The sequence below is a fragment of the Lacrimispora sp. BS-2 genome (assembly GCF_040207125.1).
GTDB lineage: Bacteria > Bacillota > Clostridia > Lachnospirales > Lachnospiraceae > Lacrimispora.
The window spans coordinates 193,271-205,571 of the sequence record NZ_CP157940.1 but is presented as its reverse complement, the minus strand read 5'-3'; the positions used below and the strand labels follow the sequence as shown (position 1 = coordinate 205,571).

Sequence of the window (12,301 nt, the reverse complement as noted above, 5' to 3'; positions counted from 1 at the left end):
GGCCGGCTTAATAGCCAATCAGCCAATCATAAAGTTCCTGATATTTCATGGCTGAAATTTTCCATGAGTAATCCTTTGCCATGGCGCGGTCAATGACCTTGTTCCACTCACGCTTCTTATCGTAGTAAACCCCTTGTGCGTACCGGATGATTCCTAACATCTCGTGGGCGTTATAATTGGAGAAGGAGAAGCCGGTTCCCCGGTTCTCAAATTCATTATACGGCTCAACCGTATCCTTTAAACCGCCGGTTTCCCGTACAATAGGTACGGTACCGTACCGGAGAGCCATAAGCTGGCTCAGCCCGCATGGCTCAAACAGGGACGGCATAAGGAATGCATCACATGCGGCGTAAACCTTATGGGACATTGCCTCTGAATAATAAATATTGGCAGAAACCTTATCCTGGTATTTCCACGCATAATGGCGGAACATATTCTCATACCGTTCTTCCCCGGTTCCAAGGATTACAAGCTGGATATCATCGCTGCACAGCTCATCGATCACACACTGGATCAGATCCAGTCCTTTCTGGTCTGTCAGTCTGGAAACGATACCTATCATAAACTTCTTCTCATCCTGATTCAGTCCAAGCTCCTGCTGCAAAGCCTGCTTATTCTTCACCTTTTCCTTGCGGAAATTCTTTAAATTATAGTTCTTTTCAATATACTGATCGGTTTCCGGATCAAACTCTTCATAATCAATGCCATTGACAATTCCCCGGAGATTTCCTGCCCGTGCACGCATCAGGCCATCCAGCCCTTCCCCGTAAAACGGCATCTTAATCTCTTCCGCATAGGTATCGCTGACCGTTGTGATGGCATCGGCGTAAACAATGCCGCCCTTTAACAGGTTGCCATCCTTATAAGCCTCCAGCTTATCCGGCGAAAAATAATAATCCGGCAGACAGGTAAGCTTCTGTATGGTCTTTACATCCCATACTCCCTGGAACTTTAAATTGTGAATGGTGATGATTGATTTCATGTTCCGGAAAAACTCCCCATCATGAAACCGGTCCTTTAATAAAACAGGAATAAGGGCCGTCTGCCAGTCATGGCAGTGAACCACATCCGGCTGGAAACCGATAACTGGAAGGGCTGACAAAGCCGCTCTGGAGAAGAAGCAGAACTTTTCCAGATCATTGTACCATTCCCCATAGGGTCTGGAACCGTTATAATATTCTTCGTTATCAATAAAGTAAAAGGTAATGCCGTCATAAACATACTGAAGAATCCCCACATACCTGTTCTGCCCCAGATAATCCATATAAAAATGATCAATATAGGTCATCTGGTTTCTCAGTTCTTCCTTGATACACAGGTATTTGGGAATCATGACTCTTACATCGAAATACTCTTTATCGAAGCACTTGGGAAGGGATCCCACAACATCTGCGAGACCTCCTGTTTTAATAAAAGGTACTGCCTCTGATGCAACGAATAATATCTTCTTCATCCAAAAACCTCCCTTATCCTTTTCCCTCAGGGGTATTGCCGATTTCTATTTAGTATACTGCATTTTAAGGAAATAAGGAAGTATCAAAATTTACAAATTAGGAAAGTTTTTTATAGTCCAGTCTTATCTTATCAGCAATTAAAGCAATAAATTCGGAATTTGTAGGCTTTCCTTTGCCGGTACTTACGGTATATCCAAACAATTCATTGATCGTATCCATCTTTCCCCTGCTCCAGGCCACCTCTATGGCATGACGAATGGCCCGCTCCACTCTGCTGGGAGTTGTCTGATGTTTCTTTGCAATGGATGGATAAAGTATCTTTGTGACAGAGGTAAGCATTTCCTGATCCTGTACGGAGATCACAATGGCATCCCTCAAATACTGATATCCCTTAATATGTGCCGGAATTCCTATTTCATGTAGCATCTGGGTTACATCATTTTCCAGATTCTGTTCCATATACTCCGTTTTATTGACATAGGGTTTTACTTTTTTCATCCCCTGAAGGCTGGACGCCTTCGACTTTCTCTGTCCTACCCTTCGTACCTTATCGACGATAATGTCCTTATTAAACGGTTTCATTATGTAGTAATTTGCCCCCATTCGGAAAGCATCTTCAGTAATATTCTCGCTTCCTGCCGCTGTGACCATGATAAACGACGGAATCTTTGTAACAGCGCCATTTCCGCGCACCCGCTCCATTACCGATATTCCGTCCATTCTCGGCATAATCACATCCAATAAGACAACATCAGGACTTGTTTTGAGGATCATGTTATAAGCGTCTTCGCCATTATCCGCTCTTCCTACGACGTGAAAATCCTCCTCTCCCTCCAGTATATCATTCAGCAGATTCAATGTCTGCAGGTTATCATCTGCAATCGCAATACTAATTTCTGACATATTGATACTCTCCTTCTGATTCTTCAAAATAGATTAAAACTAGTGTAAAGCCATTATAGTCTTGCCCTGGCTCATGCCGCAATGGGATTCTATCGCATTATTCGACAATAGGATCTGCTTATTAAGTAATTTTCCGGAACACTTTTTTTCCTTTGATGCGTCAAAGGTCGAAAAGCCCTACCCCGGTTCCAAGCCTTGCCGGCCCTTTTATTTTTCAATGGTGTTGAAAATTGAAACTCCTTGTCGGCAAAAAAATCCCTATTTTTTCCATCCCACGATTCCTATATTATCACATTATAATTACCTTGAAAAGCATAATTTATAAAATAAAGGTTTTCTCGTAACTTAATTTACTACATTTCGACTATTAAGTAAAATATATCTGCATATTTATTGTGAAAAACTTCCTAAAATAATATTTCTTCTCTAAAATCCATTGTAATTATTATTATTTATACAAAAATATGAAAAAAGAAAAGAACGGAGCCGTAACTATTTACGATTCTATTCTTTTCTTTTCTGGCTTTTAAATCAGTGATTGATCATGTTTTCGATAAATATCCCATACCCTCTTGTTGAGTCCTGGATAAACACATGGGTTACGGCTCCTATCAGCTTTCCATCCTGCATAATCGGGCTTCCTGACATACCCTGTACGATTCCGCCGGTCAGGGCCAAAAGGTCGGGATCCGTGACCTTAATCACCATTCCTTTGCTTTTATGAGTGGTGGAATAATCCACACGCTGGATCTCAATCTCATAATCCCGCACCTTTCCGGACACATCGCTGCGGATGTAGGCGGTTCCCTTCTTCACATCCTGCCGGTAACCAATGGGAATAGCATCCTGTCCCATACTCTGCTTAAATCTCTCGTTTACATTTCCAAATATTCCTTCTTCTGTATTGGCGGTAATGGTTCCCAGAGTTGAGCCAGGTCCATAATAAATGATGCCGCTCATCACTCCCGGCTTTCCAAAGGTTCCCTTTTCAATTCCAAGAATCGCTGTTTCATAAAGAGCCCCATCAGTAATCTGGACCACATTACCGGTATCACTGTCACTGATTCCATGGCCCAATGCGCCGAACTGTCCGTTCATATCCACATAAGTCATGGTACCGATTCCCTGGGTGTCATCCCTGACCCAGACTCCCAGCTTGTAGGTTCCGTCTTCCGCTTCCGTAGGATTCATTTTTACATCAATGGTGTCTCCGTTCCGTCTGACTTTTAACACTGCTTCGGAGGAGCCTATCTTACCAAGCTCATTCATCAGAGTTTCCTTGTCTTTTAAAGGGGTTCCATTAATGGCCTCAATGTAATCTCCTGATTGCAGGACCCCAAAAGCCGGTTCCACAACCATTCCGTCAGATTTTGTTACATCTCCGGTACCAATTACCATGATGCCGTCAGATTTTAAGTAGATTCCAATGGGAGTGCCGCAAGGAACGGCATATTTGGTATCTACTACATTCACCTGTATGTCCTTTAACTGGATCCAGCCAAAGAGTTTTAGCCCCAGCTTATAGCTTCCCTGGTTTTCCGAATACAGGGAAAATGGCTGGTTTACCTGAAGGTGGATCTTATCGGAAGGAATATTTGATCCGTTATTTAATACCACTTCCTCGCTGTCGGAAGACAGCGTCACATCAAAAGGCATGGAGAAATGAAACTGCTCTTCTTCCTGTGCAACGATATTTAACTTATCGGGAATTACCCGCTTCATATAGAACCAGGAAAATCCGATGCAAAAGATCAGGCTGACCCAGAACGCTCTTACTATAAGTTTATGAATTCTATTTTTTCCCATCTCGCATACCTCCTTAGGTGAATGAAAGGAGACAATTTTTTGCTCCTTTCTTAGTATGTGAGAAATTGTTTAAATCACACTGTCATATTTTAGTTGTAACTATTTTCTTTCGGTGGCAGCCATTCAATAGAATGAAAATCTTTTTAAGCCTTATGATCAGTCTGGCTGAACAATTCAAAATTAATAATTTTAAAAAATATCATGAATATTCTTTTTATCTACTATTATGATCTCCGTTTTTTTATTGATTAAACAGAAAAAACTGATTTTAAATTGTACAAAACCAGTTGGTTAAAATAGCTTTAACAAAGTCTTTTCCACTTATCCCTTTTGTTCCCTTTTCCTTGTGTACCGATTTTTAAGGAGTGAAAATTTGAGCAAATCCAGGAAAGGAATATCCCTTCCAAAAATTCAATTGCAGGTATCCCAGACCCCTATTACCTTTTTGTAAATAGATATTCATTACGAAATTGTGTAGAATTATTACAGGAAATATAGTATAATTTTCTGATAAAGTAAAAGCTGATATATCGAAAATTTATATTTTGCGATATAAAAGATATCTTAAAGAAAAGGTGCTTAAAATATAATGAATGCAGAACAGATGTGGAATAAATTTGTGGCTGAAAATCAAGTCATAGAAACAGAATATCAATCATGGGCCTTTGGCGCTGCTGCCGATGAACTGGCAGAATTGGTATTGAGAGGCATTAAAACCGGAACAGCCTCAGCATATCCTTTATATGAAAAGGAGAATGAATCACTGCCAAAAAAAGGCGATTATAGTGTTATTCTTAATTCAAAGAATGAGGCGGTATGTATTATTAAAACAACGAAAGTTTATATCGTTCCATTTAGGGAAGTTCGTGGGGATCATGCCGGGAAAGAAGGCGAAGGCGATGGTTCGTTGGAATATTGGAGAAAGGTGCACGTTGAGTTTTTTAGCAAATGCATGGCTGAAGCCGGAAAATTATTTGATGAGAATATGCCTGTAGTATGCGAAGAATTTGAATTAGTATATAAACCATAAAATCCGGATTTTTGACGAGTAAATGGGCGTCGTAACTGTTGTGGAGGACTGCAAAATGGCGGTAGAAAATCAATATTTATCAGATATTGAAACCATATTATCTCATAGGCATGATAATGGAGCTGACCTTTGGGCAACTCCCGACAAACGGCTTTTGAAAGGTTCGCCGTTTTCAACCTTTGAAAGTGTGCTTTATTTATCGGAACTTGGAATGTCAGTTAAAGAGCCTGTTTTGAAAGCGGCGGCTGATTTGATTTTCAGTGTATGGCAGGATGACGGCCGTTTCAAAATATATCCAAAAGGCAGTATTTATCCATGCCAAACAGCAATTGCTGCCAATGTATTGTGTCACTTGGGATATACCTCTGATAGCAAAATCCAAAAAACTTTTCGGTATTTTTTGGATACACAATATAAAGACGGAGGCTGGCGCTGCAATAAGTTTTCATTTGGCCATGGCGAAGAAACCGAGTATTCCAATCCAAAGCCTACGCTGAATGTGCTTGATGCATTTCGTTTTAGCGATTATATAAACAAAGAACAGGCGCTTGATAAAGCCGTAGATTTTTTGCTTGAACATTGGGTTATCCGCAAACCGATGGGTCCTTGCCATTATGGTATAGGAACGCTGTTTATGCAGGTCGAATACCCTTTCCGCAATTACAATTTGTTTGAATACGTCTATGTCTTATCCTTTTATAACCGTGCAAAAAACGATAGCCGTTTCCTTGAAGCGTTTGAAAATTTAAAATCAAAAACAGTTAACGGCCAAATCATAGTTGAGCGAGTCGTACCTAAATTGGCAAAACTCTCTTTCTGCAAAAAGGGCGAGCCCAGCGCATTAGCAACAAGACATTATAATGAAATCTTAAAAAACTTAAATAAATAGTAAGCAAGAAAGCTTAACAGTATAAACAGACAGTAAAAAATGCAGCAGTTTTAAAAAAGAATATGCCGCAATCCTGCAAAAACATAATGTTTATGCGGTTTGCGGCATTTTATCACCCCTCAGGACACGGTTCAAAATCATGTTTGAAAGGGACAGAAATTCCAATGAGAAAATAGGCACAAAAAATAGAAATTTATTTCACTGACACGTACAAAGGATTTGCTGTCCGTATCATATGAGCGTATTCTTTTTTCAATTTCTCAAAAGCATTCATTACTTCATTGCATAAGCCAGAATATCCCTCTTCCCGCAAAAATCACCTAACATGTTTACGCATTCAGCAATATAATCCTTCAATGATTATTCCTTTCACTACAACTCTGTGGGCCATATATTCAAAAGGTGAGGCATATTTGCAAAAGGTTAAAGGGTTATCTGCCCTCTTTTGCCAGCCGCTTCATTTCCCTTGCATTGGCTCTCACTGCTTCGGTTATCTCCGCTCCGCCCAAAAGCCTTGCCAGCTCCTCTACCACCTCTTCCCCGCTCAAAGAGCGTATGGAAGTGGCCGTCCTGCCCTCTTCCACCGATTTAGCGATCTCGTAATGGCAGTCAGCCATGGCAGCGATCTGAGGCAGATGGGTGATGCAGATTACCTGATGGTTCCCGGCAATGTAAGCCAGCTTTTCCGATACCTTCTGGGCTGTGCGCCCGCTGATTCCGGTGTCAATCTCGTCAAAAATCAAAGTCGGTATGTCATCAGTATCCGCCAGTACAGTCTTAATGGCCAGCATGATCCTGGACAGTTCGCCGCCGGAAGCTACCATGCCCAAAGGCTTTAAAGCCTCTCCCGGGTTGGTGGAGATCAAAAACTCCGCCTCGTCAAAGCCGTTAGCTGTATAATGGCCAAGGCGTGAAAACTCCATGGAAAATTCCACATCAATGAAGTTTAAGTCCTTAAGCCCTTCCCTTATCTTCTCTGTCAGTTCCTTAGCCGTATGCTTTCTCATGTCAGATAATTGTTGGGAAAGAAGCTCCAGACGGTCCGAAACCTTTTGTAGTTCTTCTGCCGTTCTTTTTCTGGCTCCGTCATAATCCTCCAACTCTTCCAGACGTTTCTGTTTTTCTTCCAGGTTCTTAAAAATCTGTTTTATGCTTCCTCCATATTTTGCTTCCAGATTTTGCAGGACGTCAAGGCGCTCTTCCATCTGCCTGTATTCATCCTCGTCAAAGGACATGTCATCCATGTAAGAGTTTATTTCCCGGCTGATATCGCTTAAAATGGAATCCGCATCAAAAAGCTGGTCCCTTATGGCAGAGAGCCTGTCATCATAGGAAGCAACTCCTTCCACCTCTTTTAAGGCACGGCTGATGAAATCCGTATCTACGGCGGAATAGGCGATAGAAAGACTTTCAGTTATTTTCTTTGCATTCAAAAAAAGGCGGTATCTGGAGGACAGTTCTTCTTTTTCCCCTTCCTTTAGTCCGGCATTCTCGATCTCTTCTATCTCGTAGCGGATAAAGTCCATTTCTCTAAGCCTGGCTTCCTCATCAAGGAGGAAGGAGGAAAGGCGGTCTTTTAACCGGACATATTCCCGATATGTATCTGCAATATTCTCTTTTAGCTCATGGGACTTTTTCTCCTGGTAGCGGTCCAGAATCTCAAGATGTTTTGATTTGTAGAGTAAAGACTGATGTTCATGCTGTCCATGAATGTCAATGAGAAGGCCCGTAATATCCCGCAGTTTTCCTGCAGTCACTGTTTCATCATTTATTTTGCTTAAGCTTCTGGAGGGCATGATCTTCTTTGAAATGATTACAGTACCATCTCCATCCGGATAGACATCAAACGCTTTTAACAGGCGGACTTTTTCCGAATCGCTGACCGTAAAGATCAGCTCAATATAGGCGTATTCCGCGCCCTTTCTAATAATATCCTTTGGCGTCTTGCCCCCCAGGGCAATGGTAACCGAACCGATAATAATGGATTTACCGGCTCCGGTTTCACCGGTCAGGACATTAAAGCCCTGTCCAAATTCCACATCGGCTTTTTCGATCAAGGCTAAGTTCTTTACGTGTAATTCTGAAAGCATGGCGGCCTCCTTTATCCCGTAATGAGTTTTTTTAGTTTGTCCATCATAAGTATGGTGTCATCGGCGCTTCGAATGGCGCACATGATGGTGTCGTCCCCTGCAATACACCCCACTATTTCACTGAAATTAAGGGCATCAAGGGCCGCTGCCACCGCCATGGCCATGCCGGATACAGTCTTAATGACCAGGATATTCTGTGCCATGTCCATCGTTAAAAAGCCATCTCGCAGGATCCGGATGTATTTGTCACTGAAGGACCCCTGATTTTGAAGCACCATATACCTCTGTCTTCCTGACTCAGACTGAACCTTTGTAAGCTTCAGTTCCCTGATGTCTCTGGAAACCGTGGCCTGAGTAACCGCAAAGCCTGCCTGGTTCAAATAATCGGCCAGTTCCTCCTGGGTTTCAATCTCGTGTTTTCCAATAAGTTCCACAATTTTGCTGTGTCGTTCCAGCTTCATAGTGCCCCTCCCTATATACCAGCCATCTTATTGCGCAGGTTATCTAAAAATGATATGTTTTTCAGCTTTATCAGAATGGTCTTAATATCTGCCCGGCGAATCTCGATGCAATCGCCTGGATAAAGCTCCGTAGAAGTATCTCCGTCAAATACCGCAGCCTGGCTTACTCCCTTTTTGCCTGTCATCTCGATCTGGATCCAGTCATCTGCGGAAAGGACGATGCTCCTTGTTCCCAGGGCATGGGAACAGATTGGAGTCAGGACTACCATTTTAGAATCCGGGACAATGATCGGCCCTCCTGCGGAAAGATTATAGGCAGTGGAACCGGTAGGCGTTGCCGCAATGAGGCCATCCGCCCGGTATTCATTTAAAAATTCCTGGTTTACATAAACCTTAAATTGGAGCATCTTTAACTGCTCACTTCTGGTTACGACGATCTCATTTAAGGCAATATCCTGGCAGACAGCCGTTCCCTTCCGGTAAATACAGCCGTCTAACATCATCCGTTCTTCCAGCTTATAATCATTGGCAAGAAGAGCGGAAAGGGCATCATTGATATCCTCTGTGCGGGATACCTGGGTCAGATACCCAAGGGTCCCCCGGTTGATCCCGATCATGGGGATATTCCGTCCTGCCAGGTCTCTGGCTGCCTGTATAAGAGTCCCGTCACCGCCTAAGGTAATGAGGCACTCCGTCTCTTCCGGCACCATAGCAGCATCGGTATAGTGGCTTTTTCCCTTCTGCTTCTCCCGGTCTTCTCCTCCGATCAGGCAGACCGCCCCATGGCTGGTAAGATAGTCACGAATGGCTTTTGCAGTCTCTCTGGCTCCCTCTTTATCAGGATTCATGATTACATAAAAATACTTCATAATAAAACTCCTTACCTGCAAAGATACTAGCTGTCCGCTTTCGCGTCATGTCAAGTTCCCGTGAGCCTCGTTTACGATCTTTTCCGGATCAAGGTCAGCTTCCGGGCAAGCTTCTTCTGACTGATGATTCTTAAGGTGAAGAAGGTACTCAATGTTCCCTTCCGGTCCCTTAATAGGGGAATATTCCAGATGAAGCACTTGAAACCCAATGCTTAATGCATGGGAAATAACCATCCGGATCACCTCCAGATGGACAGACTTCTCTCTTACCACACCTTTTTTCCCCACTTTTTCCCGGCCGGCTTCAAACTGGGGCTTTATCAGGCAGACCACCTCCCCTTCATCCGTAAGAAGGGCTTTCACTGGTCCCAATACCTTTGTCAGGGAAATAAAAGAAACATCAATGGAGGAAAATTCTATTGGATCAGCAATATCCTCAGGAGTAACATAACGGATATTGGTCTTTTCCATACAAACCACACGCTCATCGTTCCGAAGCTTCCAGGCAAGCTGACCGTGACCGACATCCACTGCATAAACCTTAATGGCACCGTTTTGAAGCATGCAGTCCGTAAAACCTCCTGTGGAGGATCCTACATCCATGCATACCTTGCCTTCCAGGACCACGTCAAAATGAGTCATGGCCTTTTCAAGCTTTAAGCCGCCGCGGCTCACGTACCGCAGAGTGTTTCCTCTCACCTCAATGGTTGCATTTTCTTCAAATGCGGTACCTGCTTTGTCTTCCTTCTCGCCGTCCACATAGACGATCCCGGACATAATGACAGCTTTGGCCTTTTCCCTGGATTCAGCCAGTCCCTGCTTTACTAAAAGCACATCCAAACGTTCTTTCATTTCCTTTTTATTTCCCCTGTTTTATCTTTGTATTTTTTCCATTCCGCATTCTGGCGCTCCATATCAAGATATTCCTTTTTGAGCCTCCATATGATAGAGTCGCTGTCAATCCCCAGCCCCTTCCGAAGCAGGGATACGTTGCCATGCTCCACATAGGAATCCGGCAGAGCGATATTCATGACCTTTACATGCGGATAATTCTCGTGGATATAGGCGGTGACCCCGGGACCAAATCCTCCCTGAAGGACATTTTCTTCCATTACCGCTATGAGCCAGTGTTTCTTTGCCAGACGGTCCACCAGTTCCCTGTCAAAGGGCTTCACAAAGCGGCCGTTGGCCAGAGTACAGTTCCAGCCTTCTGCCTTCAGCTTTTGCCTTACATGCTCACCCGTGCTCACCATGCTGCCTACTGCCAAAAGAGCAATATCCTTTTCCTCATAGAGCATCTCTCCCTTGCCATATTCAATGGGAGTGCGAAACTTCTTTAAACCCTGGTAAGCCTCTCCTCTTGGATACCGCACCGCAAATGGGCCATTGTAGGACAGAGCGAACTCCATTCCATCCATAAGCTCCCATAAATTTTTCGGTGCAAACACACTCATATTAGGGATTGCTGTTAAAAAGGATAAGTCAAAAATCCCCTGATGGGTCTCCCCGTCGCTGCCAACAAGCCCTGCCCTGTCAATGGCAAAAACTACAGGCAGATTCTGGATGCACACATCATGAAGGATCTGGTCAAAGCCTCGCTGTAAAAAAGACGAATAAACGGCCACAACCGGCTTTAAGCCGCCTGCCGCCATTCCGGCTGCAGAAGTCACTGCATGCTCTTCTGCAATTCCCACGTCAAAAAAGCGGTCAGGATACAGACGGGAAAACCGCTTTAAGCCTGTTCCATCCGGCATGGCTGCCGTTACCGCCACAATTCTATTATCTTTTTCAGCCAGACGGCAGATGGTTTTGGAAAACACATCCGTATAGCTGGGATTTTTCTTCTTCTTTTTCGGCTCCCCGGTAATGATATCAAAAGGATCAACCCCGTGGAACTTGGAGGGATTCCTCTCTGCAGGAGCATATCCCTTACCTTTTTGAGTGATCACATGGACCAGCACGGTATGGGGAAGCTTCTTTGCCTCCCGGAGAGTCCTGGAAAGGGCCTTTATATTATGGCCGTCCACCGGGCCAAGATAGGTGATCCCCATATTCTCAAACAGCATCCCAGGTATGAGCAGCTGCTTAATGCCGTTCTTTGTCCTGCTGATCTTATCGATGATCTGGTCTCCTACAACCGGAATCCGGGACAGCACGTTGGTCACGTGCTTTTTTAAGTCCAGATACCCTTCTCCGGTACGGATGCTGTTTAAATAAGTGGGCATACCTCCTACATTTTCTGAGATGGACATATTGTTATCGTTGAGAATGATAATGAAATTCTTGTTCATTCTGGCCGCATTGTTCAAAGCCTCATAGGCCATGCCGCCTGTTAAAGCGCCGTCTCCGATGACGGATACCACAAAATGATCCTCTTCCAGCACATCCCTTGCCTGGGCCAGTCCCAGTCCGGCTGAAATGGAAGTGGAACTGTGTCCGGTATCAAAGGCATCACATGGGCTTTCCTTTCTCTTGGGGAAGCCGCTCATGCCGCCGTACTGCCGCAGATCGTCAAATTCCGCTCTCCTGCCGCTTAATATCTTATGAGTATAGGACTGATGTCCTACATCCCAGATAACCTTATCCTTTGGAAGGTCAAAAGCAAGGTAAATGGCCATGGTCAGTTCCACCACTCCTAAGTTAGAAGCCAGATGGCCGCCTGTTATGCTTATTTTCCCTACCAAAAAGTCACGGATTTCCTGGCTTAATATTTCAAGCTCCTGCTTTGTCAGCTTTTTAATATCCTCTGGCCCGTTAATTAATTCCAGTATCATATTCTTATCAGATCCTTTATTTGCG

At 43.7% G+C, this 12,301-nt stretch carries 10 protein-coding genes; 2 read left to right on the top strand and 8 right to left on the bottom strand.

The features are described 5' to 3' along the window. Positions 1 to 7 precede the first annotated feature (7 nt). From glgA to spoIVB, 3 genes are all read right to left on the bottom strand, one after another. Complete coding sequence (gene glgA / locus ABFV83_RS00990; protein WP_349947025.1) at positions 8 to 1,453, bottom strand: glycogen synthase GlgA; 1,446 nt, start codon at positions 1,451 to 1,453, stop codon at positions 8 to 10. A 97-nt stretch (positions 1,454 to 1,550) separates the two neighbouring features. Then, positions 1,551 to 2,357 carry a sporulation transcription factor Spo0A gene (gene spo0A, locus ABFV83_RS00985; protein WP_349947023.1) on the bottom strand — a complete coding sequence of 269 codons (807 nt, stop codon included), beginning with the start codon at positions 2,355 to 2,357 and terminating at the stop codon, positions 1,551 to 1,553. Positions 2,358 to 2,888: 531 nt separating this feature from the next. Continuing rightward, positions 2,889 to 4,163 (bottom strand): SpoIVB peptidase, encoded by a 1,275-nt coding sequence (spoIVB, locus tag ABFV83_RS00980; RefSeq protein ID WP_349947021.1) that lies wholly within the window; start codon positions 4,161 to 4,163, stop codon positions 2,889 to 2,891. A 589-nt stretch (positions 4,164 to 4,752) separates the two neighbouring features. Here spoIVB and ABFV83_RS00975 point away from each other — a divergent pair. Then, a complete protein-coding gene (locus ABFV83_RS00975) occupies positions 4,753 to 5,193 on the top strand; it encodes an ASCH domain-containing protein (protein ID WP_349947019.1) in 441 nt (146 codons plus the stop codon). A gap of 55 nt (positions 5,194 to 5,248) precedes the next feature. Next, a complete protein-coding gene (locus tag ABFV83_RS00970) occupies positions 5,249 to 6,082 on the top strand; it encodes a prenyltransferase (protein WP_349947017.1) in 834 nt (277 codons plus the stop codon). Positions 6,083 to 6,513: 431 nt separating this feature from the next. On the opposite strand, the gene recN is transcribed toward ABFV83_RS00970, so the two are convergent. The 5 genes from recN to dxs are packed head-to-tail and all read right to left on the bottom strand — an operon-like array spanning position 6,514 to position 12,276. Next, the gene (gene recN / locus ABFV83_RS00965; protein WP_349947015.1) at positions 6,514 to 8,172 is read right to left on the bottom strand and encodes a DNA repair protein RecN; all 1,659 of its coding nucleotides are present in this window, start codon (positions 8,170 to 8,172) and stop codon (positions 6,514 to 6,516) included. An 11-nt stretch (positions 8,173 to 8,183) separates the two neighbouring features. Then, positions 8,184 to 8,633 (bottom strand): arginine repressor, encoded by a 450-nt coding sequence (gene argR, locus ABFV83_RS00960; RefSeq protein ID WP_349947013.1) that lies wholly within the window; start codon positions 8,631 to 8,633, stop codon positions 8,184 to 8,186. An 11-nt stretch (positions 8,634 to 8,644) separates the two neighbouring features. Continuing rightward, complete coding sequence (locus ABFV83_RS00955) at positions 8,645 to 9,502, bottom strand: NAD(+)/NADH kinase (protein WP_349947011.1); 858 nt, start codon at positions 9,500 to 9,502, stop codon at positions 8,645 to 8,647. A gap of 45 nt (positions 9,503 to 9,547) precedes the next feature. Next, the gene (locus ABFV83_RS00950) at positions 9,548 to 10,354 is read right to left on the bottom strand and encodes a TlyA family RNA methyltransferase (protein WP_349947009.1); all 807 of its coding nucleotides are present in this window, start codon (positions 10,352 to 10,354) and stop codon (positions 9,548 to 9,550) included. Next, the gene (gene dxs / locus ABFV83_RS00945; protein ID WP_349947007.1) at positions 10,351 to 12,276 is read right to left on the bottom strand and encodes a 1-deoxy-D-xylulose-5-phosphate synthase; all 1,926 of its coding nucleotides are present in this window, start codon (positions 12,274 to 12,276) and stop codon (positions 10,351 to 10,353) included. Before dxs ends, ABFV83_RS00950 begins: the two co-directional genes overlap by 4 nt. Positions 12,277 to 12,301 lie beyond the last annotated feature (25 nt).

Coding starts and splice junctions, on each gene's coding strand:
- glgA (WP_349947025.1), bottom strand. CDS start 1,453: ATGAAGAAGATATTATTCGTTGCATCAGAGGCAGTACCTTTTATTAAA.
- spo0A (WP_349947023.1), bottom strand. CDS start 2,357: ATGTCAGAAATTAGTATTGCGATTGCAGATGATAACCTGCAGACATTG.
- spoIVB (WP_349947021.1), bottom strand. CDS start 4,163: ATGGGAAAAAATAGAATTCATAAACTTATAGTAAGAGCGTTCTGGGTC.
- ABFV83_RS00975 (WP_349947019.1), top strand. CDS start 4,753: ATGAATGCAGAACAGATGTGGAATAAATTTGTGGCTGAAAATCAAGTC.
- ABFV83_RS00970 (WP_349947017.1), top strand. CDS start 5,249: ATGGCGGTAGAAAATCAATATTTATCAGATATTGAAACCATATTATCT.
- recN (WP_349947015.1), bottom strand. CDS start 8,172: ATGCTTTCAGAATTACACGTAAAGAACTTAGCCTTGATCGAAAAAGCC.
- argR (WP_349947013.1), bottom strand. CDS start 8,633: ATGAAGCTGGAACGACACAGCAAAATTGTGGAACTTATTGGAAAACAC.
- ABFV83_RS00955 (WP_349947011.1), bottom strand. CDS start 9,502: ATGAAGTATTTTTATGTAATCATGAATCCTGATAAAGAGGGAGCCAGA.
- ABFV83_RS00950 (WP_349947009.1), bottom strand. CDS start 10,354: ATGAAAGAACGTTTGGATGTGCTTTTAGTAAAGCAGGGACTGGCTGAA.
- dxs (WP_349947007.1), bottom strand. CDS start 12,276: ATGATACTGGAATTAATTAACGGGCCAGAGGATATTAAAAAGCTGACA.